We start from the raw sequence: 26,074 nt of genomic DNA on the forward strand, positions 1-26,074 counted from the left end.
AGCAACGATCGGAAGGGGATGCGACGATGAATGCGAGTTGGAGCGGGAAGTGGAAGAAGACGATGATGACGGGGCTTGCCGCCGTCATCATCTGGGCGGGAGCGCTCGCGGGGGGCGGGCCGGCTGCGGCCGGCGGTCCCGCCGTGACCTTGAACGCCTCGACGGGCGCGCTGAACTTCACCTATGGCACGGCAACGCTGGCCAAGGGGAGCGGCACTGCGCTGACAGGCATGCGGCACCGGACGCTGGGCGGCGGCAGCGGCCTATGGAACGACACGGCTGTCTCGGCCTCGACTGTTAAAAAGGGGCATACGACGTACGGACAGACGTGGGGCAGCGGCCAGAGCCTCGCCGAGCTGGAGACGACCGTGGCGACCAAGTACGACGGCACGCTCACGATCAGCCAGAATGCCGATACGCAGACGGGCGGCATCTCGGGCGTCCAGTGGGGATTGGTCGTGCCGGATGCGTACGACCTGATCCTCCCGGTGCTGGGCGGCATCCGGCTGACGGCCGAGTCGCCGGACGCCGCTTACGGCTTCCAGCAGTTCGATTATCCGAACGTCTGGGAAGCGCAGATGTTTATCATTCAGGGCAGCGGCGGCGGCATGCTTGTCCACGGCGACGACGACGCCCGGTTTTTCAAGTCGCTGCACGTGAAGCATGAGAACGGCAATTTCTATGTCGGCGTGGAGACGTACGCGCCGGCGCCGTTCGCCCAGGTTCGCAAGGCCGTGTCCACCGGCTGGCGGCTCAAGGCCTATACGGGCGACTGGGTGAACGGGGCGACGCTGTACCGGACGTGGGCGGACAAAAAGTTCGATCTGTCCAAGCTGTCGAAGCTGCAACCCGCATGGGCCAAGGACGTGCAGTTCACCGTGCTGACGGATTTGGAGGACGCGCAGACGCTCAGCGCGCTGGCGCAGGAGGTGGAGCCGTCGCAGACACTGCTTGTCGTGCCCGGCTGGCGCGAGGATCCGTACGATGTCGACTTCCCGGATTATACGCCGAAGGCCGATATCGCGGCCAAGATCCAGGCGGCGCAGGCGCTCGGCTTCAAGGTCATGCTGTACGTCAACATCTTCGGCGTCGATCCCAACAATCCGGCGTTTGCATCGCTGCAGCCGTATCAGGTCAAGGATCCCTTTTCGCTGCAGCCGGTTTTCTCCGAATATACCGCAGGCTCGAGCCACATCAAGTTCGCGCAGATCAATCCCGCTTCGCAGGCGTGGCGGACGCTGTTCGTCGGCAAGATGGTGCAGCTCGTCCAGACGCTGCATCCGGACGGCATTCATCTCGACCAGTCACTGCTCATGTACAACGATGCCAATGGCATGATCGACGGACGCAACATGCTGCAGGGCAACCTCGCGCTGCACCGCGAGCTGAGAGAGCAGTTGCCTGCTAACGTTGCGCTCGGCGGCGAGAGCCTGAACGAGGTTACGACCCGGTACGAGTCGTTTGCGCAGCGGCATGCGTACGGCATTTTCGCGCAGACCGGCACTTGGGACGACAGCAAGATCGACCAGGTCGTGCCTGCGAGCTCGGCCATCTTCGCTCCTTATACGACCATCTACGGACACCCCGATCATGCGAATCCGCTGACCGAGGACTACTTCATCGCCTGGCACAAGGTCGTCCAGAACCGGCTCGGCGCGATTCCGATGCTGACCCGGCCGAACTACGCGCAAGTCGCGAACCCGTCGCCGCTGATGGAGCAGCTGTTCGCGGAGGCGCGCTGGTACCAGGACAACAAGCCGCAGATCGACTTCAGCCAGTGGAACGGCGATTCGCTGTTTACCTTTAAGACGGCGAGCGGGAAGTCGGCCAAATACGAGCGGGATGCCTACGGAGAAAAGCTGACCGTCTACGGGACCGGGGGCTCGGGCGGCAATGTCGAGGTGGTGCGTTACCTGTACGGTTCAGACAGCGTGACGCTGCCTGGACGGATACCGGGGTGGTATCTGTATGACAGCGCCAAGTTGTTCGGCCTGAACCCGGATAAGACGTACCTGTATGATGGCGAACCGCGCGACCAGACGGCTTTCCACATCGACGGAATGGCGGCGGACGTCGCGATGAAGTCGGTGGCCGTCCATACGAACCATACCGTGCTGTCCCTGCAGGATCTGCAGCAGCCTGGGGCCGTCGACTTTATGAACTATGCCGGGCCGATTCGTGCGGGCGAGAAGCTCGCCGACGGTACCGTGCATCAGACGGCCGCAGCCTTTTCCTCCACGAACGGATTCTCGTATACATTTGAGCAGGGCGGGACCGTGCAGCACTGGGGCGATCGCATCCTCGCTCATCCGCCGTATTCGGGCGTGTGGCAGGGCGGGCATACGTGGCTCGAGTTCGACGTGACGCTGCCGGCGGACCGCACGCCGACCTTCGAGGCCGGAGTCCAACTCGGCTCGGAGGTGAACGTCGCGAGCAGCGATGGCGTCACGTTCAAGGCGTACGCCTGGGAAAAGGCGGCGCCCGCCGCCACGCGGCCGGTGCTGAGCGCGGAGCAGTTCAGCCACAGCGCGACGCCGACGCCGGTAACGCTGGACCTGTCTTCGCTGAAGGGCAAGGAGGTCACGATTCGCATGGAGACGCATCCCGGCACGACGGTCGACAACGACTCCGCCGTCTGGGTGGCGCCGCATGTCGCGCTGGCACAGACCGGAGCGGCGCGCAGCGTGGAGCTGACACTCGTCAGCCCACGGCAGCTGGCTTCGGTGGCTTCGGCCTCCGGACTGGCGGCTTATACGTCGCTAGGTGCGAACCGCTACAAGATCACGGCGCCTGCGACCGATCAGGTTTATCTGATTTACAGCGCGGGCGGGACTGTTCAGCTTCCGCTGTCCTTGACCGCGCAGCCATTCGATTCGAGCCTGCTGTTCGAGGACGGGACGACCGCGCCGCCGCAGGATCCGTTCGGAGGCAAGGTCGGGAGCGGCGCCGTGCTGGGCGTGACGAAGCAGGGGCTCGACGCGCATCCGCCGCAGCGCGGTCAGACGCGCGTCGACTATGTGGTGACGCTGCCTGCGGGCGGCGCGAAGCTGACCGGATTCGCGGGCATCAAGGACGGCGCGGAGGATTCGCAGGGCGTCGGCTTCCGCGTGGCCGTGAACGGCAGCGAGCTCTGGTCCGACGATCTGCAGCCGGGCGGGGCATGGACGCCGTTTAGCGTCTCTCTTTCCGCCTATGCCGGCCAGACCGTCGTCATCACCTTGATCACGGACTCGCTGGGGGATTACGGCTACGACTGGGCTTTCTGGGGAGAGCCGAAGCTGGAGGCTTTGCCTTAACAGGCAGGGCCGTGGCGCAATAAAAGAAGAGGCCGTCCCGCATGTCCGTCAAGGACTGTGGGGGCGGCTTCTTTGTCACGCGTGCGGGGCGGGCGCAAAGGAATGTTTGGTGCATCAAGACGTCTAACCATGCACAGAAAATGTGCATGGTGGCGGCAATGGTTTGGCTAGCAGCGGCGGGGGGCGCGATGAAGCACAGAAAATGTGCATGGTGGCGGCAGCGGTGTGGCTAGCAGCGGCGGAGGGCGCGATGATGCACAGAAAATGTGCATGTTACGCGACAGAGGCGCGGCAGGTATTGGTTGCAGGCACGATGATGCACAGAAAATGTGCATGGTGGCGGCGGTGTGGCTAGTAGCGGCGGCGGGTGCGATGAAGCACAGAAAATGTGCATGGTGGCGGCAGCGGTGTGGCTAGCAGCGGCGGCGGGCGTGATGATGCACAGAAAATGTGCATGGTGGCGGCAGCGGTGTGGCTAGCAGCGGCGGCGGGCGTGATGATGCACAGAAAATGTGCATGGTGGCGGCAGCGGTGTGGCTAGCAGCGGCGGCGGGCGCGATGATGCACAGAAAATGTGCATGGTGGCGGCAGCGGTGTGGCTAGCAGCGGGGGCAGGCGCGATGATGCACAGAAAATGTGCATGGTGGCGGCAATGGTGTGGCTAGCAGCGGCGGGGGGCGCGATGAAGCACAGAAAATGTGCATGGTGGCGGCAATGGTGTGGCTAGTAGCGGCGGGGGGGCGCGATGATGCACAGAAAATGTGCATGGTGGCGGCAGCGGTGTGGCTAGTAGCGGCGGCGGGCGCGATGATGCACAGAAAATGTGCATGGTGGCGGCGGCGGTGTGGCTAGCAGCGGCGGCGGGCGCGATGATGCACAGAAAATGTGCATGGTGGCGGCAGCGGTGTGGCTAGCAGCGGCGGCGGGTGCGATGATGCACAGAAAATGTGCATCACGGTGTCAGAGGCGCGGCGATTGAGGCATCGGCAACGTGGCTAGCGGCACGGCAGGGCGCGGGGCCGCGCGCTAGCTAATCGCCCGGCCCGCGGCAGGCGTGGCGTGCCGTGCCGTGTCGGTCGCCGATGACGGCGGCCGGCTCCCAGCGACTTCCTCTTGACCGGCTCAGCCGGCGTATAGATTCGTCGGCAGCCCCCGCACGCCGACGGCTGCGCAGACAAGCCCGCCCGCGTGGGGCTGCTCCGCAAGCTCGGCTTCACCGAGACTGACGCGCGCCGTCGTGATGTACAGCCAGTCCAGCCGCTCGCCGCCGAACGCACAAGAGGTCACCTGCGCGGCGGGCACCGGCACGGATATCAGTGCTTCCCCGGTCGCCGGATTCCAGCGGGACACCTGCCAGCCGCCTGCCAGCCGCCCCAATGGGCGATCCACAGCATGCCCTCGGCGTCGATGGTCATCCCGTCGGGAGAGCCCTCGTCCTCGGGAATCTCCGCTACCTCGCGGCGATTGGCTACGGCACCCGACGCCAAGTCGTAGTCGAAGGCGAACACGCGCTGCGTCGACGTATCGATGTAGTACATCGCGACGCCGTCTGCCGACCACGCCAGTCCGTTCGGAATGCTGACATCATCGCCGTCCCATACGGGCCCTTCATCCAGCTGCGCCTGCGCGTCGCAGGCGAGCACAGCCGTTATTTTCGAATCCGCTGCCATCGCATAGAACCTCCATTCGCGATCTAACGTATCAAGCGCGCCTCGCCTCGCTCAAGCAGCGACACTTGTATACTTGCTTAATTCCACGTCAGCTTGAGCGTATGCAGGTAGTCGAACAACGCCTCGCGAAACGGCTCCGGGCCCGCAGCGACGGCCTCGATCAGCTTCGCGACCTGAACGCGGGTCCGGCCTGCATAGGGCGCTTGCCACCGCCCGACATTGCGATGCCAGAACAGGCGGGCAGCGTAAGTTTGAAAGGCTTTGGTCATCTCGCTATTGTTGCAGCGCAGGATGAGCCCGTTCAGGAGCTCGTACTCGAACGCGGCCAAGGCGCCAATGTCCGCCGGATCGCGGGCGCTTAAGGCGCCATACGCTTCGGACATGCCGCGCGACCATGTCGGCAGCGTCTCCTGCCCGGCCGGAAATGCGGCACTTACGGCGAATAGCGCCATGGAGCCGATCAGCTCGAGCAGATCCCCCACGCGCTGCGACGAGGAGTCGAGGATCAGCACGCCGTGCTTGGAGGCGATCCGTACGTAGCCCTCGAGCTCAAGCTGCTGCAGCGCGGCGCGGACCGGCGTGCGGCTCATGTCGAGCAGACGGCCCAACTGGACCTCGGAGGTGACCGAGCCCTTCGGGCATTCTCCAGTTTCGATCATGTGCAGGATGCGGGCGTAAGCTTGTTGGCGCAGAGTCGGTTTGCCCATACTTGAAGTCCTTCTCTCTCGCGAGATTCGATGAATCGAGTATGATAATCATAGAACATGCGCCATCGGAAAGGAAGATCGCAGACGATGCCCGAGACCGGTACGACATTGAGGGACGAGGCTTTTCGAAAAATCAAAGAGCGGATCGTCCAGGGAGAATGGGGCGGAGGAACGTTTCTGTCGGAGCGGCGGCTCAGCGAGGCGCTGCAGATGAGCAAGACGCCGATCCGGTCGGCGCTGGACCGGCTGGAGATGATGGGACTGGTGAAGCTGATGCCGAACCAGGGCTTCGTTGTGCAGGAGATTTCGCTGCGGAAGATCATGGACATCTACGAGCTGCGGCTGTCGCTGGAGACGTTCGCGGTCGGCAGGCTGACGGGCAACATGGACCGGGCCTTTTTCGAACGGCTGGACGCCAATCTGGACAGGCAGGCGGAGGCGGCGGAACGCGAGGACATCGTGGGCTACGTAGAGCTGGACCGGCAGTTCCACGAAGCGATCATCGCCGGGCTGGCCAACGAAGAGTACGCCGACGCGATGTCGCGTATCCAGGACAAGTTTTTGATGGCCGTGCGCACCACGTTTTACAAAAATAAAAGCCGGCTGTGGGGCAGCTTGGAGGAGCACCGGAAAATTCGGGACGCGCTGGCCGGCGACGACCCGTCGCTCACCGAATGGCTGATTCGCGACCATATCGAATTCGTGAAGCAGATCATGCTCTGACGGGCCGATGCACCGGTTTCGTTGATGTATACAAGTGTGACATCTTGAGCGTCCAATTTCGTCGTGCTACGTTTAACTCATCCTTTCAGACGGAGGTTAAGCGGCATGAAAATTACGGACGTGCGCACTTATATCGTGGGGAACCCGTGGAAAAACTGGCTGTTCGTGCAGTTGGATACGGACGAGGGATTGACGGGCCTGGGCGAAGGAACGCTGAATGGGCTTGCCAAAACGGTCGAAGCCGCGATCCACGAGCTCAAGCATCTCGTGCTGGGCATGGATCCTTTCGACGTGGAGACGATCTCGCTCAAGCTCATCCGCGATGTCTATTCGGACGGCGGACAAGTGCAGGGCTCCGCGCTGGCGGCGATTGAGACCGCGTGCTGGGACATCATGGGCAAGGCGACCGGACAGCCGATCTACAAGCTGCTCGGAGGAAGGTGCCACGACAAGCTCCGCTGCTACGCGAACGGCTGGTACCGCGGTGGCAACGACGAAGAGAGCTTCTACAGCCAGGCGAAGGAAGTCGTCGAGAAGGGCTATACGGCGCTGAAGTTCGATCCGTTCGGCGCGGCCTGGCGCACTGTCGAGCGCGCCGATTTTGCAGGCGCCGTCCGGAACATCGCCGCCGTCCGCCAGGCGGTCGGTCCGGACGTCGACATCCTCGTCGAAGGGCACAACCGGTTCAGCGTGCACACCGCCCTGCAGTTCGCCGAAGCGATGGCGCCCTACAGCCCGACCTGGTTCGAGGCACCCGTGCCGCCGTCCCGCGTCTCGTCGGTCGTCGAAGTGGCGAAGCGCAGCCCGGTGCCGATCGCATGCGGCGAGGACTACTATAACCGCGAGCAGTTCGCCGAGCTGCTGAAGCACGACGCGGTCCATATCATCCAGCTCGAGCCGCAGTTCCTCGGCCTGACCGCCTCCAAGCAGATCGCCGGCATGGTCCACGCGCACAACGGCGTCACCGCGCCTCACAGCGCCCAGGGCCCGATCTGCTCGATCGTCTGCTCCCACCTGAACATGGCGACGCCGAACTTTTTCATTCACGAGATTTTCGACGACTTCAACCATTCGTGGGCGCAGGATATTTTCAGCCCGCCGTTCAAGGTCGTGGACGGGTATCTCCAGCCGCCCGAACGGCCGGGTCTCGGCGTCGAGTTCAACCTAGAGGAAGCCGCCAAATATCCGTACGCTCCCGGCCACTGGCTGCCGCTGTTCAAACAGGGCTGGGAGAAGCGGGAGCCGGTCGAATCGTGAGGAGGGAACGGGCATGAAGGCGTTAGTATACGAAGGACCGCGCACGATGAATATGAGGGAGGTCCCGCTGCCTGCGCTGCAGCCGGACGAGGTTCTCGTGCGCGTGTCGCATGCGGGCATCTGCGGCTCCGAGCTGGGCGGGTATCTCGGGCACAATTCGCTGCGCAAGCCGCCGCTGATCATGGGGCACGAGTTCTCGGGCACGATCGAGCAGGTCGGCGAGCGGGCGGCCGGTTTCCAAGTCGGGGATCGGGTGACGGCGAACCCGCTCGTCACCTGCGGGAAATGCCGATATTGCCTGAACGGGGCGTCGCAGCTGTGCGGCGCCCGCCAGCTGCTCGGGGCGCACCGGCCGGGCGCGTTCGCGGAATTCGCGGCGGTGCCGGCGCGCAATGTGTACCGGCTGGACGACCATGTGTCGTTCGCCGAAGGGGCGCTCGCCGAGCCGTACGCCTGCGCGATCCACGTCTGCCGCCTGCTCGCGCTCGCGCCGGCGGACCGGCTGCTCATCTACGGCGCGGGGCCGATCGGATTGTTCGCGCTGCAGGCGGCGGCCGTGTACGGCATCCAGGGTGCGGCCATCGTCGACCTGAACGCGTCGCGGCTCGAGATCGCCCGGGAGCTCGGGGGCATCGCGGTATCGAGCCTGGACGATCTGCCGGGCGGCATCGGCGAAGGGTTCGACGCCGTGATCGACGCCGTCGGCGCGGAGGCGACGCGGCAGCAAAGCGTGGCGGCCGCGCGTCCGGGCGGGACGGTTGTCTTCACCGGCCTGCACGAAGCGGATAGCCGGCTGCCGATCAACGACATGATCCGCGCCGAGATCGGTACGAAGGGCGCGTTCGCTTACTCGCGCGACGACTTCGAGACGGCGCTGCGCTGGATCGGGCAGGGGCGGATCAACCTGCTGCCCTGGACGGAGACGACGCCGCTTGCCGAGGGCGGCGCCGCGTTCGAGAAGCTGATCGGCGGACCGGGCAAGATCGCGAAGATTTTTTTAACATTAGAATAGGAGGCGCAGCTTAGATGAAGCTCGTGCAATTTTACGAACGGCAGGATGAAGCGCGCAAGCTTCAGGTAGGCGTACTCAGAGAAGAAGACGAGATCGTCGCGTTGAACGCGGCGGGGACGATGCGGAACGTCATCGAGTCGGGAGACGTCCGGGCGTTGGCGCAAGGGGCCGCTTATCGCCTGAGCGACGTGAAGCTGCTGTCGCCGCTCACCGATCCGGAGAAAATCGTCTGCATCGGGCTGAACTATCACGACCACGTGATCGAGTCCAACATGCAGGTGCCCAAGGTGCCGGTCCTGTTTCCCAAATACAACAACTGCCTGACCGGGCACGAGGACGAAGTGGCCATACCGCCGGAAGTGACGCAGTGCGACTACGAGGTGGAGCTGGCCGTCGTCATCGGCAAGGCGGCGAAGCGCGTGCCGCTTGAATCGGCCATGGATTACGTATTCGGCTACACGGTGCTGAACGACGTGAGCGCGCGGGACATTCAGTTGAACGAGCCCCAATGGACGCGCGGCAAGGCGATCGACGGCTTCGCGCCGACGGGACCGTGGATCGTGACCAGCGACGAGATCGCGGATCCGGGCAAGCTCGCGATCTCCCTCAAGCTGAACGGAGAGACGATGCAGGATTCGAATACGAAAGAACTGATTTTCGATATCCCGTATCTGGTCTCGTTTCTGTCCAATACGATGACGCTCCGGCCGGGAGACATCATCAGCACGGGGACGCCGCCGGGCGTCGGCATGGGGAAGAAGCCGCAGGTGTGGCTGAAGCCGGGAGACGTCGTCGAGGCGACGGTCGAGGGGATCGGCACGCTGCGCAATACGTTCGTATCCGAACAAATCCGATGAACGGCGAGGTGCGGCGATGAGCTGGGAAAATAAAGTCGTGATCGTAACGGGCGGCGGAGGGGGCATCGGTCGCGCGATCGCGCTGCGGTTCGCGGGCGCCGGGGCTTCGGTCGTCGCGGTCGGCCGCACCCTCTCGAAGGTGCAGGAAGTCGCCGACGAGATCGCCGCGGCGGGCGGCCGCGCGGTCGCGATGGCCGCCGACGTCTCGTCCGAAGCCGACGTGACCCGGGTCATTAGAGACACGCGGGAGACTTTCGGCAGGATCGACGTCATGGTCAACAATGCGGCGGTATGTCCGCAGGTTCGGCTGACCGACATGAGCCTGAACCAGTGGAACGGCGTCATCACGAACAATCTCACCTCCGTCTTCCTGTTCTGCCGGGGCGTCGTTCCGGTCATGCTGGAGCAGGGGGGCGGCGTGATCGTGAACGTCAGTTCGGTGCACGCGCTCGCGACGCTGGACGGCTACTCCGCCTACGCGGCGTCGAAGGCGGGCATCGCGGGGCTCACGCGGGCCATCGCGCTCGACTTCGCGAAGCAGAATATCCGCGCCAATACGGTGCTGCCGGGCGCGGTGCGGACGCCGATGCTCGAGAGCAGCGTCAAAAATCTCGATACGCCGCAGGACGAGATTATGAAGCAATGGGACGAGTCGCAGCCGATAGGCCGCGTCGGACAGCCGGAGGAGATCGCGTCCGTCGTCATGTTCGCGGCCAGTCCCGACAACTCGTTCATGACGGGTGCGACGCTGGTGGCCGACGGCGGCATGACGGTGGAGCTTTAGTCGCTTTTTAATCATTTTTAGGCATCCGTTTTCCAAATAATAAGCATGCACGAACGCTTTCCGAGCGTCCGCGCATGCTTTTTTGTTTACCGCTTCGTTACCGGATGGATACAACCTTTCTGCATTTTTGAAATATCCGGTTGATACATTGAATCAAACAGATTGCGAGGTGATCGACTTTGAAACGTTGGAACAGACCTTTAGGCTTATTGGCCGTCGCCGCGGCGCTGAGCGGATGCGGCGTGCAACCGGGCGGCGGCTCCGCGGCCCCGCATACCGGCGCTCTGCATTCGCCCCCCGTCTCGCATGCCGATGCATCGATCCCCCAAGCCGTCCCCCGGACCGGCCCGCCGGCGAGCATGGCGACCCCGATTCCGGTTTCCGTCAGGCAAACGAAGCCGATCAAGATGATTTTCGCGGGCGATACGATGATGGACGGCAGCGTCAAAGAAGCGATTCGCCGGCACGGCGTCGATTATCCTTTCAGTCAGATCAAGGACGAGGTTGCCAAGGCGGATTATGCTGTGCTTAATCTGGAGACGTCGGTAACGGAGGCGTCGGATAAAGACTTGAACCAGCGCTTTAATTTCAAGTCGGAGGCGGGCTCGCTGGACGGGATCAAGCATGCGGGCTTCGATATGGTGTCGCTAGGCAACAACCACGTGCTCGATTATAAGGAGAAAGGCTTAAGAGACACGCTCAAGAACGTCGAGAAGGCCGGCTTGCGTCATGTCGGCGCGGGCCTGAACGAGGAGGAGGCGTTTCGCTTCGAGACCGTTCAATTGAACGGCGTTACGGTTAAAATAGGCGCGGTAACGCGCTTCATGCCGACGACCGCCTGGAAGGCGACCGACAAGAAGCCCGGCGTCGCCAGCGCCTATGAGCCGGAAAAGTTTCTGGAGGCCATCCGCGCCGCGAGCAAGGAGGCGGATTATGTCCTTGTTTTTATCCACTGGGGCGTTGAAAATACGACTACGCCGCAGCCCTGGCAGCACAAGCTGGCGGCGGATATGCTGGACGCAGGCGCCAGCGCGGTCGTTGGCAGCCATCCGCATGTGCTGCAAGGCTTCGAGTTCCATAAAGGCAAACCGATCGCGTACTCCATCGGCAACTTTCTTTTTCCCGATTATGTCAAAGGAAAGAAGGCGGACACGGGCCTGCTCAAGCTTACGCTGGACAAAGGGCAGGTCGGCATTTCCTTTCGTCCGCTCTCTATCCGGAACAACCGGATCGTGAAGCGGGATGCGGCGTACGAAGCCGCACAGCTCGCATATTTGGAGGACTTGTCTTATCGCGTAGAGCTGCACGATCAGACATTTTTGCAGCAGAAATAATCGCGCGCCGGCGCCGGCGCAGGACCTCCGGCGGAGCGGGAGAACCTCTTCAGGTCCGGCAGCAGACTCATCTTAAGGCCGTTCCGGTATGCCAATCCCTTCCAGTAAAGTGAGAGTATCAACTCACGGGAAGGGATGCGGGGGATATGAAGAGCGATACCGATCAAGGAGCAAAGCAAGGAAGGAAGTTGTTCGAAGGCGAAAAGGGGCTGGTGTTGACCGGCCTCCTCGGATTTATGCTGGCGGCGCTGTGCGGGATCTGGACGCTGATTAACGGAGGGGAGATCGCGCCGGGAGGCGACGTATCCAAGGCGTTCTCGTTCAACGCGGCGCTGGGCGTGTTTCTGTTGTCGACCGCGGCGATCATGCCGCTATCGGCGCTGGGCGAGCAAAGCCGGGTTTGGTTCCGCAGGGTGTATATCGTTCTTGCCCTTTACGCTTACGGCGCGGAGACGATTCAAAATTTCCGGGGCGTCAATCCGAGATTCGTCGAGAACGGCTCGGCTTTCGATCAGGCGGTCGGCAATCTATTCGGGCTCGTCGCGATGCTTCTTATTGTTTTCTATCTCTATGCAGGCGTTCAATTTTTCCGTTCGAGAGCCTATAGGCTGCGACCGGAGATGGCGATCGGGATCCGCTACGCCATGATCGCCGTCTCCGTCTCGTTCGCGGCGGGCATCTGGATCTCGATCAGCCAGAGCCGGTTCACCGGCGCGGAAGGCAATATCATCTGGCTGCACGGACTCGGCTTCCATGCCCTTCAGGCCGTGCCGCTGGTCTCCTGGCTCGTCGAGCGTACCGGTGCGAATGCGCGGGCAAGGCGAGCTCTTGTCCATATCGCCGGCAGCTCGTATCTGCTCGGCCTCGCCGCGATCGGCTGGCAAACGATAGAAGGCCGCGCTCTGCTGGAATGGTCGCCGCTGCCGATCGCAGCAGGCATCTGCTTCCTGATCTCGCTGGCCGCCGGCGCGTCGGCGCTGCGCCGGGTGATGCGCGAGACAAGGACGGTCGGCAACGAGAAGCGGACTGTAGGCGTGTAGCTCCCGACTCGATTCGCCCATTCGAGTATGCAATGTCCTCTAGAAATCGCGATTCCGCGTTTTTTATGCGGCGATTCGTAGGAGGTATACGCAGCTTCGGCATGCCGCAGCTCCTCGGCGGCTTGCGGAGCACGAAAACCTGCATTTATACATGTATTTTCTGCCGGATGGCTGCGCGTGACGGAATACCTGCAAATGCGCAGGTAAATGCAAAGCGCAGGCCGGAGATTCGGCTGATGGATTAAAAATAACTGCACTTTTGCATCTATTCTCGATAAAAGGGCCGAAACCGGCGGAAAAAGATGTATATTTGCAGGCATTGCGGCGGAAGAACGACCCGGGCGACGATAGGCCGACCGATCGGAACGTCAGCCGAACCGGCACAAGGACGGCCCGGCCGAAGCGCTTAATCCCTGCTCCTTGATGCGCGACTGGCCGCCCGGCGCCGTCCCGACGCACCCCGGTCGTCTCGAGGTATTGCTTGGCCACCTCGATGCGGTAGCGGATCAAGTACTGAATCGGGCTTATGCCCGTCTCCGTCTTGAATACATGCCCGTCGAGGCCGGCGAGGAGCTGATCCGGCTGGCGGACGCGCGCTATCTGCTCCGCGAGCCGGACAAGATTATATTCGCGGCTCGCCCGCCAGCAGGCCGGCAAGATGACGATCATGCAGGCCGGCAACGGCGCCTGTAGGGGAGCCGGCGGATGCGAGCCGGACAAGATTATATTCGCGGCTCGCCCGCCAACAGGCCGGCAAGGTGACGATCATGCAGGCCGGCAAGGTGACGATCATGCAGGCCGGCAACGGCGCCTGCAGGGGAGCAGGCGGATTTGCCAGTCGTCTCTGCGTTGTTTTTTGTCCTGCTTCTATAGTACAGTTAGCGACGGGATTAATCTGACAGCACGGGAGCACATCCGGATCATGCACAAATCGGCTTTAATGCAGCTCATGATATCGATGGCCATATTCGGCTCGGTCGGCTTTTTTTCTGCGCGCACGGGATTGCCGGCGGTCGAGCTCGTCTTTGTCCGGTGCGTCTGCGCTGCGGCGGTGCTGCTCGCCGCCTGGCTGCTCACCGGCAGCTTCAGGCGCGAACGCTGGAGCGTGCGGGAGGCGCTGCTCATCGCAGCCTGCGGCATATCCAATCTGCTCAACTGGGTGTTCCTGTTCACCGCGTTCCGGCTCGTGTCCGTGACGATCGCGATCTCGCTGTATCATCTGGCGCCGTTTCTTGCGCTGATCGCGGGCGGTTTGATCTTCCGGGACAAGCTCGGCCTGCCGGCGATTCTCGCCCTTGCCGGATGCTTCGCCGGGACGGTGCTGATTATGGGAGGCGGCGGCTTCGGCGGCGCCTCGCCGAGCTGGAAGGGCATGCTCTGCGGCGTCGCGGCCGCTTTTTTCTATGCGGCGACGATGGTGCTGGGCCGCAGCGTCAGCCGCACGAGCGTATACGCGACGACGCTCATCCAGATGGCGGTCGGCTTGCTGCTGCTGCTGCCGTTCGTGCATTTCGGCGCCTATGCGGGACTTGGACGCGCGGCTTGGAGCTACGCGATCGCGACGGGTGTCGTCCATACCGGGCTCGTGTACCTGCTTTTCTTTGGCAGCATTCGCCGTCTCCCGTCTCCGCTCGTCTCGGTGGCCGTATTCGTCGATCCGGCGGTCGCCATCCTGCTCGACATCGGCGTCGACGGCTTCCGCCCGGACGGATGGCAGACGGCAGGCATCCTGCTGCTGTTCGGCAGTCTGATCGCCGCATTCGCGGTCCCGCTCGGCCGCAGGGCGCGCGCGCAGGAGGGGCGGGCGACGTGATCCCACATGGCTGCGCTGCCTTCGGGTATTGACAGATATTCTAAAATCAATTATCTTTAAATAAAGATATATACGAAGCGAAACAATTCGTGGAATGAGGAATGACATATGCGCAGCGCAAGGACAATCAGTCGGCAGCAGGGATGGCAACGGCGGGACCCGATTTAGCAAGTGAAGATTTGGTCGGGTTAATGTCTTTAATTAAAGAAAATTGAATTGGGAATATATGATACGACGAGGAGCGATGCGTTATGACCATTCAAAAAACGGCAGGTATCCACCATATTACAGCGTTCGCAAGAAATCCGCAGGAAAACGTGGACTTTTATGCAGGCGTGCTCGGGCTTCGGCTCGTCAAGAAGACGATCAACTTCGACGCCCCCGAAGTGTATCATCTGTACTTCGGAGACAAGGCCGGCAGCCCCGGCACGATCATTACGTTTTTCCCGCATCCGGACTCCCGCAAGGGACGCATCGGCGGCGGCCAGGTCGGCGTGACGACGTATGCCGTGCCGGCAGGCGCGCTTGCCTTCTGGGAGGAACGTCTCGCAGGCTTCGGCATCCCGCTTCGGCAGGCGTCGCGCTTCGGGGAGCGCTACTTGCAGTTCGACGACAACGAGGGCCTGCGGCTGGAGCTTGTCGAGCGCGAAGCAGGCGCGAATAGCGAATGGGAATTCGGCGGTATCCCGGCGGACAAGGCGATCAAGGGGTTTGGCGGCGCCATTCTGTTCAGCGCGAACGCCAAGCGGACGGCAGCCGTCCTCGAGCAGGTGCTCGGCATGACCCGCGTCGGCGAAGAAGACGGCTACACCCGCTTTCGGGCATCCGGCGAGATCGGCAATATCGTCGACGTCCCGACGGCCGATATGCCGTGGGGCGCGCCCGGCGCCGGCACGATCCATCATATCGCCTGGCGGGCCGCGGACTTCGAGCAGCATGTGCAGTGGCAGCGAGAGGTGAGCGAAGCCGGATTTCAACCGACCGAGGTGATCGACCGCCAATACTTCAACGCCATCTACTTCCGCGAGAGCGGCGGCATTCTGTTCGAGATCGCGACGGACCCGCCCGGCTTCGCGAACGACGAGCCGGCCGAATCTCTCGGCGGCAAGCTCATGCTCCCCTCATGGTACGAGCCGCATCGCGCGCAGATCGAAGCCAACCTGCTGCCGATCGAGGTGCGCGAATTAATTCCGCAGGCGCTTCGAGCCGATCCCGATTCGGTTTAATTGGAGAGGTGAGCACAGGACCTCTGTACAGGTCAGCCACGAAGCTCTGGCTGGCCTGTTTTTTGTCCGGATTCAGAAGTGCTTGGAATCGACTACCATCTTCGTAAAATCACGCCTTATAGGCGGCCGGAACGCCTCACTATAATAAAGCTGTACTTAAACGCGAGGAAGGGAGGAAGGATGCAAGCGGCGGTAAGGAGGGCGGAGCAGTCGGCGGCGGATCGGTCCATTGCAAATTGTAACCGCTATCATGGTGCGCCGGGCTTCGGACATCGGCTTTAATTCCATTTCGAGGAGGATTATAATGCGACACAAGCACGCAGCATGGACGCTCGCTCTGATTTTGCTGATCACCGGATGGATCTCGGCGGCAGGTACCTTTGCTCCCGCGTTCGCGGCCGGAGGAGCGAATCTGACGATCGGCAAGACGATTACCGCGAGCGGACAATCGCAGACGTATGCGCCGGACAACGTGAAGGACGGCAACGCGAGCACCTATTGGGAGAGCACGAACAATGCTTTTCCGCAATGGATTCAGGTCGACCTGGGCGCGAGCGTCAGCATCGACCAGATTGTGCTGAAGCTGCCGTCCAGCTGGGAGACGCGCACACAGACGCTGGCCGTGCAGGGCAGCGCGAACGGTTCTACGTTTAACAACATCGTCGGCTCTGCGAACTATACGTTTAATCCGGCCGTGGCCGGCAACGCCGTCACGATCAACTTCACGGCAGCCTCCACCCGGTACGTTCGTCTGAGCTTCACCGCGAATACGGGCTGGCCGGCGGCTCAGCTGTCCGAGCTGGAGATTTACGGCGCGTCCGGCGCGACGCCGACACCGACGCCAACGCCGCCTCCGGGCACGTACCAGGCTGAAGCTGCCGCGCTGTCCGGCGGCGCCAAGGTGAATACGGATCATGCGGGCTACGCGGGAACGGGCTTCGTCGACGGCTATTGGACGCAAGGGGCCACGACGACGTTCACGGTCAGCGTGTCCGCAGCGGGCAGCCGGAACGTAACGCTGAAGTACGCCAACGCGAACGGCGCCTCCCGGACGCTGTCCGTCTACGTGAACGGCGTCAAGATTCGTCAGACGACGCTCGCGAGCCTGGCCAACTGGGACACCTGGGGTACGCAGACGGAAGCGTTGAGCCTGAATGCCGGCAGCAATACGATCGCGTACAAGTACGATGCGGGCGATTCGGCCAACGTGAATCTGGATCAGATCACGGTCGATGCCGGCACGTCGCCGACTTCCACGCCGACGTCGACCCCGACGGCCACGCCTACCGCGACGCCAACGGCGACTCCGACCGCCACGCCGACGTCGACCCCGACGGCAACACCGACGTCGACCCCGACGGCCACGCCGACCGCCACGCCGCCGCCAAGCGGCAACATTGCGATCGGCAAGCCGATCGTCGCCTCCTCCAACACCCAGTCCTTCGTGGCCGCCAATGCGAACGACGACAACACCGCCACGTATTGGGAAGGCGGCGGCAATCCGAGCACGCTCACGCTCGACTTCGGCGCCAACCAGAACATCACGTCCATCGTGCTGAAGCTCAACCCGGCGACGGAGTGGGGCACGCGCACCCAGACGATTCAGGTGCTCGGCCACAATCAGTCGACCACAACCTTCTCGAGCCTGGTCTCCTCGCAGACCTATACGTTTAACCCGGCATCCGGCAACACGGTGACGATCCCCGTGACGGCGACGGTGAAGCGTCTGCAGCTGAACATCACGGCGAACACCGGCGCGCCCGCCGGGCAGATCGCCGAATTCCAGGTGTTCGGCACGCCGGCCGCCAATCCCGACCTGACGATCACGGGCATGTCCTGGTCGCCGGCCTCGCCGATCGAGACTGACGCGCTCACGCTGAACGCGACCGTTAAAAATATCGGCAGCGCGGCATCCGCCGCGACGACGGTCAACTTCTACCTGAACGGCGATGCCGCCGGCACCGCGCAGGTTGGCGCACTGGCCGCAGGCGCTACGGCGAACGTATCGGTGAGCGCGGGCGCGAAGACCGCCGCTTCCTATACGCTCTCGGCCAAGGTCGACGAGAGCAACGCAGTCATCGAGCAGAACGAAGCGAACAACAGCTATACGAACGCTGCGCCGCTCGTCGTAGCGCCCGTCTCCAGCTCGGATCTGGTCGCCGCGGCCTCGTGGTCGCCGGGCACCCCGACAGCGGGCAGCGCGGTCAGCTTCACGGTCAATCTCAAAAATCAGGGCACGGTCGCTTCGGCGGGCGGCGCGCATGCGATCTCGGTCGCGATCAAAAACGGCGCGGGCACGACGCTCCAGACGCTGAACGGCTCCTACAGCGGGTCGCTCGCGGCAGGCGCCTCCGTCAACGTCGCCATCCCGGGCACATGGACGGCGGCAGCCGGCAGCTACACGGTGACGACGACCGTCGCTGCGGACGGCAACGAAGTCCCGACCAAGCAAACGAACAATACGAGCACGACGAGCTTGACCGTCTATGCCGCGCGCGGCGCGAGCATGCCGTACTACCGGTACGACACGGAGGACGCGACGAGAGGCGGCGGCGCGACGCTGCAGGCTGCGCCGAACTTCGACCAGGCGCTCATCGCTTCGGAGGCGTCCGGTCAGAAATACGTGGCGCTGCCGGCCAGCGGCGCCTATGCGCAGTGGACCGTGCGCCAGGGACAGGGCGGCGCGGGCGTCACGATGCGCTTCACGATGCCCGACTCGAGCGACGGCATGGGCCTGAACGGCTCGCTTGACGTCTATGTCAACGGGACCAAGGTGAAGACTGTCGCGCTGTCTTCGTATTACAACTGGCAGTACTTCTCCGGCGATATGCCGGCGGATGCGCCGGGCGGCGGACGTCCGCTTTTCCGCTTCGACGAGGTACACTGGAAGCTGGATACGCCGCTCGCGCCGGGCGACACGATCCGGATACAGAAAGGCAATGGAGACAGCCTCGAATACGGCGTCGACTTCCTGGAGATCGAGCCCGTGCCGACTGTGGTCGCCCGTCCGACCAATGCCGTATCGGTGACCGATTACGGTGCGGTGGCGAACGACGGACAGGACGATCTGGCGGCGTTCAAGTCCGCGGTGACGGCCGCCGTCGCCGGAGGCAAGACGCTGTACATTCCGGAGGGCACGTTTAACCTGAGCAGCATGTGGGAGATCGGTTCGGCGAACAATATGATCAACAACCTGACGATTACGGGCGCCGGCATCTGGCATACGAACATCCAGTTCACGAACCCGAACGCGGCAGGCGGCGGCATCTCGCTGCGCATTTCCGGCAAGCTTGATTTCAGCAATGTGTACATGAACTCCAAGCTTCGCTCGCGCTATGGACAGAATGCGATTTACAAAGGCTTCATGGATAACTTCGGCTCGAACTCCACGATTCACGACGTATGGATCGAGCACTTCGAGTGCGGCTTCTGGGTCGGCGATTATGCGCATACCCCGGCGATCTATGCCAACGGGCTGACGATCGAGAACAGCCGCATCCGCAACAATCTGGCCGACGGCGTCAACTTCGCCCAGGGCACGAGCAACTCGATCGTCCGCAACAGCAACCTGCGCAACAACGGCGACGACGCGCTGGCCGTCTGGACCAGCAATACGAACGGCGCGCCGGCCGGCGTGAACAACACATTCTCCTACAACACGATCGAGAACAACTGGCGCGCGGGCGGCATCGCCTTCTTCGGCGGCAGCGGTCACAAGGCGGATCACAACCTGATCGTCGACACGGTCGGCGGCTCCGGCATCCGCATGAACACCGTGTTCCCGGGCTATCACTTCCAGAACAATACGGGCATCGTATTCTCGGACACGACGATCATCAACAGCGGCACGAGCCAGGATCTGTACAACGGCGAACGGGGCGCGATCGATCTCGAAGCGTCGAACGACGCCATCCGCAACGTGACGTTCACGAACATCGACATCCTCAACACGCAGCGCGACGCGATCCAGTTCGGCTACGGCGGCGGCTTCGAGAATATCGTGTTCAACAACATCAACATCAACGGCACGGGACTGGACGGCGTGACGACGTCGCGCTTCTCCGGACCGCACAAGGGGGCGGCGATCTACACCTATACCGGCAACGGTTCGGCGACGTTCAACGGTCTGACGACGAGCAACATCGCCTACCCGAGCTTGTACTACCTGCAGCCGGGCTTTAATCTGACAATTCATTAATAGGAAAAAAAGATCGCCGACTCCGCGAGGTTTTGTAACCAAGCGGGGGGCGATCTTTTCTATGACAGCCATCTTGTCTCGTGGTGGCGCTGCATGCGTAAAATTTCCACTGCCGCCATTCTGGACGAGAACAGAGGGCGGTACTCCACAGGCTCGCGGTACGCTTAATCTGGCAGTTGCTCGAACTGCAGCACGACCATCTGATGGCACTCGACCACCGGCACCGTATAGCTGACCTCGGCGTCCTGCGCCGTAAACGGCAGCTCGGTCATCTGCGGCGCCAGGTAGACGCTCCTCACGCGGCGATCCGTGCGTATCGTGCATGCAACGTCGTAGATTGGCACCACGTCCTCCACGATCTCGACGTCACGCCCGCGCCGGACGGGCGATGCGTACAGCAGGTGGTGAACGAGACGACGATGCGCGGGCTGCGCCTGCACAGTCGTCACGCCCTGCGCGGGCAGCGTCACCCGCAGCGTCGGTGCGGCGAGCAGCCGGCCGAGCGCATAGTCCACCATCTGACGGAGAACGAGGCTGCCGTTGTCCGCGTAGTCGCCGAAGACGCTCCACGCGATGTAGATGCCGGCGTCGTGCTCGATCATGCCGGGCTCGCGGTGGCGCTTATCGTTGGGCGTATGGCGGTGGGAGGAGAAGGAGAAGACGTCCCGGTTGAAATACGGGTTCTCGCGCCAGCCGAGCACGGTGCCGCCGGCTGCTTCGATCCGCTGGCCTGCGCCGTACATGACGCTGGCCGATCCCGCGCCCGGACCGAACGCCTCGGCCGGCACGAAGTAATCCGGGCTGTACGGGTTCGCACCCGTCCAGCGCGCGCCGAAGTCGACGGCGAAGCCGGAGCCGTCCGGGCGCAGACCGGAGCTTCCCGTCGCCAGAATCCTGCCGCCCTGGCGCACGTAGGATTCGAGCTTGGCCGCGATGCCGTCGTCCGCCGAGATCAGATCGGGCAGTACGAGCACGGGGTATCGCGTCCAGTCCGAGCTCGCGTCCACGATGTCGAACAGCCGGTGCGTCTCCAGCAGCATGCGTACGGCGCCTCTGTCGGCCTTGGCGAGATTGCCGCCCGCCCCGGCGAAGAGGCCGGAGGCTTCGACGCCGAAGACGGCGATATCGGCCACATTGCGCGTACCCTCGCACCAGCTTTCTTTGGCCGCCACCTCCCGGTAGGCCTCTCCGATCAGACGGTACGTCGCCTCGTCCATCAAGCCGTCCGGATGCAGCTGGTCGCCGATCGAGCAGCGGGCGCCGTTGGCCAGGCTCAGCGCCGCCTCGTAGCGAAGCGCATTCGGATGCTTGAAGCCGCCGAACTCGCCCCAGGACAGATGGAACTTGCCCGTCATGCCGAGGAAGGGGCGTTCCAGCTGCTGGACGTACCGCGCGGACAGCGGGAAGTGGTCATAGCCCCAGCCGCCCGTCGGCAGCGACTCCAGCTCGAGATGATGCGTGTTCAGGAAGGCCAGGTCCCGCCGGCCCTGGGGGATATGGCCACCGTTGTGGAATACCGGCAGCTCCGGACGATAGCGCTGGACGGCCGCGTTCGTGCGCGCCGCGTAGTTCAGATAGGTCTGCTCCCATAGCGGTCGCATCGCGTCCTTGTCGCGCGGGTCGATGCCGCGCGCCCGCGCCGCTCGGACGCAGAACTGGCAGTAGCACTGGCGCACGCCGACGATGTCGAGGAAGATGCCGTCCGCGTCGTACTTCTGCACGACCTCCTCGATCTGCGAGACGAGAACGTCCAGATACGGCGTATTCATGCAAAATTCGTGATAGCCGGGCGTGACAAAATCGGGCGCCCACTGTGTCGATTCGTCGATGCGGCGGACCAGCCATTCGGGATGGACGCGCGCGAGCTTCTCGTCGAGGCCCGCGGACAGATAGACGGGGGTCTTGACGCCGATCGCGTGCGCGGCCTCGATCTGCGCGCCGAGCAGATCGAAGTCGAGATGCGGATGCATCTCGTTGGCGACGGACGGGTGATACGCCCAGCCGTGATGGCACTTGGAGAATACGGTGATCGAGTCGACGTGACCGAGCTTCAGCATGTCCTGGAATTGTGCTGCCGAGAACGCCGAGCCGATGCCTTCAATCAGCTCGGAAGTGTGGAAGTCCAGATGAACCTGACGATAACGCATCCTTTTCCCTCCTGCAAATCGATGAGTTGCTATCAGTGTAAGGCGGGACGCCTCCGGCAGATAGACATCGAACCGACATTTTATAGCACAATAGCGACTTCACGTTATATGATGAATGCAAACGTCGCATAAGCGAGGAGAGACGGCATGGATTGCATCCAGTGGCAGGTTCCGCCGATGCCGCAGCTGGTGACGGCAGGCTATGGGACATGGCGCCCGGGCATGCAGCATTTCCGGCGCTGCTTCGACCTGTACGACATCATCTTCGTCAAGACCGGCTGCCTGTACATGATGGAGGGCGGCATCGAATACGCAATCGGACCGAATCGACTGCTCGTGCTTGAGCCGGGAAAGGTACATGAGGGCTATCGTCCTTGCGAGGACAATACGGAGCTGTATTGGATTCACGTCAAGCACGATTCCGGACACCGAGCTGTGGATTCGGAGGACATCCCCTGGCCGCTCGTGCTGCGCAAGGGGACGGACAAGGACGAGCAGCCGGGCAAGCAGCCCGTCTATATCCCGAAGTCCGGCGCCTTTCGGATGGACGAGGCCTGGACCGCGCTCGACCGGCTGGTCAAGCTGCACGACCGGCTGACGATCGACGCGGTATGGCGCCTGCAAGGCGCGTTTATCCAATTGCTGTCCGTCATGCAGCAGTTCGTCCGGGGTTCGGCGGCAGACACCCGCTCGAGCCGGCTCGCCGCCGAGGCGGCGGCCTTTTTGCGGGATGCGGCATGCGAGCCGTTCGGGATCGAGACGCTCGAGCGGGCGTTTCATTTTCACCCGGACTACATTGCGCGCTGCATGAAGCGGCATATCGGCATGAGTCCGGTCGAGTACGTGCGCCACATCCGGGTCGACCGTGCGCGCAGGCTGCTCGAGCAATCGTCCGAGCTGTCCGTGAGGCAGATCGCCGAGGCTGTCGGGATCGCGGATTCGAACTACTTTTGCCGGCTGTTCCGCAAGGAGACGGGGATGTCGCCCGCGGCCTACCGGAGGCTGCACGCGGGGTATGCTTAGGACGAGTACGGCGAGATGGCGAGGGGCGCGCTTCCCTTTACTTTGCTGCGGGCACTTCGTTATAGTAAAGGGACGAACGCAATGCCGAACGTAGCGGGGCCTGCATGTCGCAGGCTCTTTTTTTTCGTCCGGCCCGGGAGGATCTATGGAGCAGCAGGCATACTACGCGATCGGCATCTTTCTCGTCATCTACGGGCTGATCGTATCGGAGAAAATTCACCGCACCGTCGTCGCCGTGCTGGGCGGCATCGTCATGGTCGCAGGCGGCATCGTCGATCAGGAGACGGCTCTTCATCATATCGACTTCAACACGCTCGGCCTGCTCGTCGGGATGATGATCATCGTCAGCATCATATCGGATACGGGCCTGTTCAAGGCGATCGCAGTCATGACGGCCAGATGGGCGAAGGGCGAGCCTGTGCGGATTCTCGTCTCGCTGGCGGTGCTGACGGCTGTCGCCTCGGCTTTCCTCGACAATGTGACGACCGTGCTCCTGATGGCGCCTGTCACGTTCGGCATCGCCAGGCAGCTGCGGGTGACGCCCGTCCCTTTTATCATCGCCCAGTTCATGGCCTCGAATATCGGGGGAACCGCCACCCTGATCGGCGATCCGCCCAATATCATGATCGGCAGCGCCGACAAGAGCCTGACGTTCATGTCGTTCATCTGGAATCTGGCGCCGATCGCGGCGATCGTGCTGCTGGCGCATATTCCGTTCTACATCTGGCTGTTCCGCAGGCAGATCCGCACGACGCCGGAGCTTAAGGCGGAGCTGTCGCGGATGGATGCCTCGGACCTGATCACGGACCGTCGGCTGCTCGCGAAGAGTCTGATCGTGCTGGGACTGACGGTCGCGGGGTTTTTCCTCCACCAGTCCTTGCAGCTGGAGACGGCGACCGTCGCACTGGCCGGCGCATTCCTGCTCCTGCTGATGGCGGGCGAACGGAAGCTGGAGGAAGCGTTCACGCGCGTGGAGTGGACGACGATCTTCTTCTTTATCGGCTTGTTCGTGCTCGTCTCAGGCCTCGTGGAGACCGGCGTCATCGCACAGCTCGCCGCGCGTGCGATCGCATGGACGGGAGGCGATCTCGCCGCTTCGTCCATGCTCATCCTGTGGCTCAGCGCGATCGCCTCGGCATTCCTCGACAACATCCCGTTCGTCGCCACGATGATCCCGATGATCCAGGAGATGGGCCGGATGGGCGTGACCGATCTCGCGCCGCTCTGGTGGAGCCTCGCGCTCGGCGCCTGTCTCGGCGGCAACGGCACGCTCATCGGCGCCAGCGCCAACCTGATCGCCGCAGGCTTGTCCGCGAAGGAGGGGCATCCGATTCGCTTCTGGGCGTACATGAAGATCGGGTTCCCGCTCATGCTGCTGTCGGTCGCGCTGTGCAGCATTTATATTTACTTGCGTTACTTGATGTAACACGCGACACGGGCAGCGGCAGGGGCGCTGCCGTCTATTGTTCTGAGGCGCGTACAGGCGTCTGTTTAATCAGCAGCGTCATCGGCCTGTGCCGGAGATATCGGAAATTCGTAGAACCCGAGCAGCGGCATGTACGTATCGCTGTCGACAGGCAAATGGGCGATCGGATTCCGCTCGAAGGCGCCATGCAGACGGCTCTCGCCGCGGATGGCCCGCGTCAGCGTCAGCTTCATTGCATTGCGGCCGACGATCTCGCATTGCTTGACGGGAATGCGTCCCTCGGCGTCTTCCACCGTAAAGATACGGTCCAATGGACCGGTAGGAAGCAGATATCCGGCGACGTTGACAAAGGTTAGCTCGATCGTCGCGCCGGCTTCTTCTAAGTCCACAGACACTATGCGCGCAGCGGCGATCTCCGGTGCCCGATAATGGATCGGACGGCCGTAGACTTCAGACAGCGCGGCCCGTGCCAGCCGCTCTCCGATCAACAGGTTTCCCGCGGGGCTGTTGTGAATCTCGTCCGACAAGGGGCAATCGAGCGCGGGCACCACCGCGACATGCGGGAGCACCCGGGCCGCGCGCCGCTGCTGCTCGCGGACGGAGCCCCAGTAGACGTCGAATTCCGGCGGCGAGTTCGGCACGGTATGCCGGTTCAATTGAACGGTCAGGAACGGGAGCTCCTCCTGCAGGCAGTCGCGCCGCCAGCGATCGACCATGGCTCCGAACCGGCTCAGATACGTCTGCGAATCGTTCGGACCGCAATCGGAACAGCCTTGATACCACAGCACGCCGCGGACGCTGCCGCCGACCGACGCCACGACCTCCAGCATCATCCGGTAGAGCGTCCCGTCCTCTTCGGGATTCCACTTGCTTAAGGGCGATGCCCCGAGCGCCGTCTGGACGAGGCCGATCGGCCAGCCCGTCTCCCGCTTGACCAATCTGGCAAAAGAAAGGTAAGGCGAGTGCCCCGGATTGGTCATCTCCCGGTTTTCCGCATGCACCGTAGCCGTCGATTCATTGAAGGGATGGGTGGCCAGGTCCCATCTTCCGCTGTTGCGGAGCAGATGAATGCCGGGCTCCGGCGGGTCGCTGACCGGGCCTTTGCCGAACCCCGAAGCATTGCTCTGGCCCGCGATCACCCACAGATCGCCGACGCCGAGATGATGGATCATATCTCCGCGAACGTTCCACTCCATGGCGGGATTGCCGTCTACCTGCAGAGATGTCTCGAACCGGTACAGGCCGCCGCACGGTACGCCCTCCAGCCGAATCCGCCACGTCCGGTCCCCGTCCGGCATCTCGGCGCGCCGCCAAGGGACGACGATCTCCGACGTCGCTTCTTGAACGACGCGGGCGTATACCTGGCCGCCGACCGCGCCGGAATCGGGAGGCTCCCACATGCCGCTTGCTTCTATGACGGCCGCGCCTTCATGCTGCTGCAAAATCTGCCAAGCCTGCGGTCCCTGTTCGATGATGACGCCGATTTGCGATCCCATATTGAAGCCGCCTCCTGCCTGCTTGATGAAAAGCCGCGCGCCCGCGCCGTTCGAATGCGGACGCG

Annotated in this window: 19 protein-coding genes; 14 read left to right on the forward strand and 5 right to left on the reverse strand. The window is 62.9% G+C overall.

Annotated elements, in window-relative coordinates; all coding sequences use genetic code 11:
• Positions 1–26: 26 nt before the first annotated feature.
• Complete coding sequence (locus VQ071_RS01805; protein WP_340512122.1) at positions 27–3,296, forward strand: DUF6259 domain-containing protein; 3,270 nt, start codon at positions 27–29, stop codon at positions 3,294–3,296.
• Between the two features lie 1,122 nt (positions 3,297–4,418).
• On the opposite strand, the gene VQ071_RS01810 is transcribed toward VQ071_RS01805, so the two are convergent.
• From VQ071_RS01810 to VQ071_RS01820, 3 genes are all read right to left on the reverse strand, one after another.
• A complete protein-coding gene (locus VQ071_RS01810; RefSeq protein ID WP_340512123.1) occupies positions 4,419–4,646 on the reverse strand; it encodes an SMP-30/gluconolactonase/LRE family protein in 228 nt (75 codons plus the stop codon).
• Positions 4,610–4,966 (reverse strand): SMP-30/gluconolactonase/LRE family protein, encoded by a 357-nt coding sequence (locus VQ071_RS01815; protein WP_340512124.1) that lies wholly within the window; start codon positions 4,964–4,966, stop codon positions 4,610–4,612. Before VQ071_RS01815 ends, VQ071_RS01810 begins: the two co-directional genes overlap by 37 nt.
• A gap of 77 nt (positions 4,967–5,043) precedes the next feature.
• A complete protein-coding gene (locus VQ071_RS01820) occupies positions 5,044–5,673 on the reverse strand; it encodes a GntR family transcriptional regulator (protein WP_340512125.1) in 630 nt (209 codons plus the stop codon).
• Positions 5,674–5,760: 87 nt separating this feature from the next.
• Here VQ071_RS01820 and VQ071_RS01825 point away from each other — a divergent pair, with 87 nt between their 5' ends.
• The 11 genes from VQ071_RS01825 to VQ071_RS01875 all read left to right on the forward strand — a co-directional run bounded on the left by VQ071_RS01825 (position 5,761) and on the right by VQ071_RS01875 (position 19,917).
• Entirely contained in the window at positions 5,761–6,396 is a 636-nt protein-coding gene (locus VQ071_RS01825) for a GntR family transcriptional regulator (protein ID WP_340512126.1), read from the forward strand.
• 105 nt (positions 6,397–6,501) lie between these two features.
• Positions 6,502–7,653 (forward strand): mandelate racemase/muconate lactonizing enzyme family protein, encoded by a 1,152-nt coding sequence (locus VQ071_RS01830; RefSeq protein ID WP_340512127.1) that lies wholly within the window; start codon positions 6,502–6,504, stop codon positions 7,651–7,653.
• Between the two features lie 13 nt (positions 7,654–7,666).
• Positions 7,667–8,665: a galactitol-1-phosphate 5-dehydrogenase gene (locus tag VQ071_RS01835; RefSeq protein ID WP_340512128.1), complete on the forward strand. Its 999-nt coding sequence runs from the start codon at positions 7,667–7,669 to the stop codon at positions 8,663–8,665.
• Positions 8,666–8,679: 14 nt separating this feature from the next.
• Entirely contained in the window at positions 8,680–9,522 is an 843-nt protein-coding gene (locus tag VQ071_RS01840; protein WP_340512129.1) for a fumarylacetoacetate hydrolase family protein, read from the forward strand.
• A gap of 16 nt (positions 9,523–9,538) precedes the next feature.
• Positions 9,539–10,306, forward strand: coding sequence for an SDR family NAD(P)-dependent oxidoreductase (locus VQ071_RS01845; protein ID WP_340512130.1), 768 nt, complete (start codon positions 9,539–9,541; stop codon positions 10,304–10,306).
• A gap of 179 nt (positions 10,307–10,485) precedes the next feature.
• Positions 10,486–11,640, forward strand: a complete 1,155-nt coding sequence (locus VQ071_RS01850) for a CapA family protein (RefSeq protein WP_340512131.1) — start codon at positions 10,486–10,488, stop codon at positions 11,638–11,640.
• A gap of 146 nt (positions 11,641–11,786) precedes the next feature.
• Positions 11,787–12,680, forward strand: a complete 894-nt coding sequence (locus VQ071_RS01855) for a hypothetical protein (protein ID WP_340512132.1) — start codon at positions 11,787–11,789, stop codon at positions 12,678–12,680.
• A 420-nt stretch (positions 12,681–13,100) separates the two neighbouring features.
• Positions 13,101–13,373: a hypothetical protein gene (locus VQ071_RS01860; RefSeq protein ID WP_340512133.1), complete on the forward strand. Its 273-nt coding sequence runs from the start codon at positions 13,101–13,103 to the stop codon at positions 13,371–13,373.
• Between the two features lie 229 nt (positions 13,374–13,602).
• The gene (locus VQ071_RS01865) at positions 13,603–14,493 is read left to right on the forward strand and encodes a DMT family transporter (protein WP_340512134.1); all 891 of its coding nucleotides are present in this window, start codon (positions 13,603–13,605) and stop codon (positions 14,491–14,493) included.
• A 251-nt stretch (positions 14,494–14,744) separates the two neighbouring features.
• A complete protein-coding gene (locus tag VQ071_RS01870; RefSeq protein ID WP_340512136.1) occupies positions 14,745–15,719 on the forward strand; it encodes a ring-cleaving dioxygenase in 975 nt (324 codons plus the stop codon).
• Positions 15,720–16,023: 304 nt separating this feature from the next.
• Entirely contained in the window at positions 16,024–19,917 is a 3,894-nt protein-coding gene (locus tag VQ071_RS01875) for a discoidin domain-containing protein (RefSeq protein WP_340512137.1), read from the forward strand.
• A 164-nt stretch (positions 19,918–20,081) separates the two neighbouring features.
• On the opposite strand, the gene VQ071_RS01880 is transcribed toward VQ071_RS01875, so the two are convergent.
• Positions 20,082–22,064: an alpha-amylase family protein gene (locus tag VQ071_RS01880; RefSeq protein WP_340512138.1), complete on the reverse strand. Its 1,983-nt coding sequence runs from the start codon at positions 22,062–22,064 to the stop codon at positions 20,082–20,084.
• 147 nt (positions 22,065–22,211) lie between these two features.
• Here VQ071_RS01880 and VQ071_RS01885 point away from each other — a divergent pair, with 147 nt between their 5' ends.
• A complete protein-coding gene (locus VQ071_RS01885; protein WP_340512139.1) occupies positions 22,212–23,087 on the forward strand; it encodes an AraC family transcriptional regulator in 876 nt (291 codons plus the stop codon).
• A gap of 145 nt (positions 23,088–23,232) precedes the next feature.
• Entirely contained in the window at positions 23,233–24,513 is a 1,281-nt protein-coding gene (locus VQ071_RS01890; RefSeq protein ID WP_340512140.1) for an ArsB/NhaD family transporter, read from the forward strand.
• A gap of 65 nt (positions 24,514–24,578) precedes the next feature.
• Here the strand turns inward: VQ071_RS01890 and VQ071_RS01895 are convergent, their stop codons facing one another.
• Positions 24,579–26,009 (reverse strand): sialate O-acetylesterase, encoded by a 1,431-nt coding sequence (locus VQ071_RS01895; RefSeq protein ID WP_340512141.1) that lies wholly within the window; start codon positions 26,007–26,009, stop codon positions 24,579–24,581.
• Between the last annotated feature and the right edge of the window lie 65 nt (positions 26,010–26,074).

Source organism: Cohnella sp. 56, from assembly GCF_037963805.1.
Classification (GTDB): Bacteria; Bacillota; Bacilli; order Paenibacillales; family Paenibacillaceae; genus Cohnella.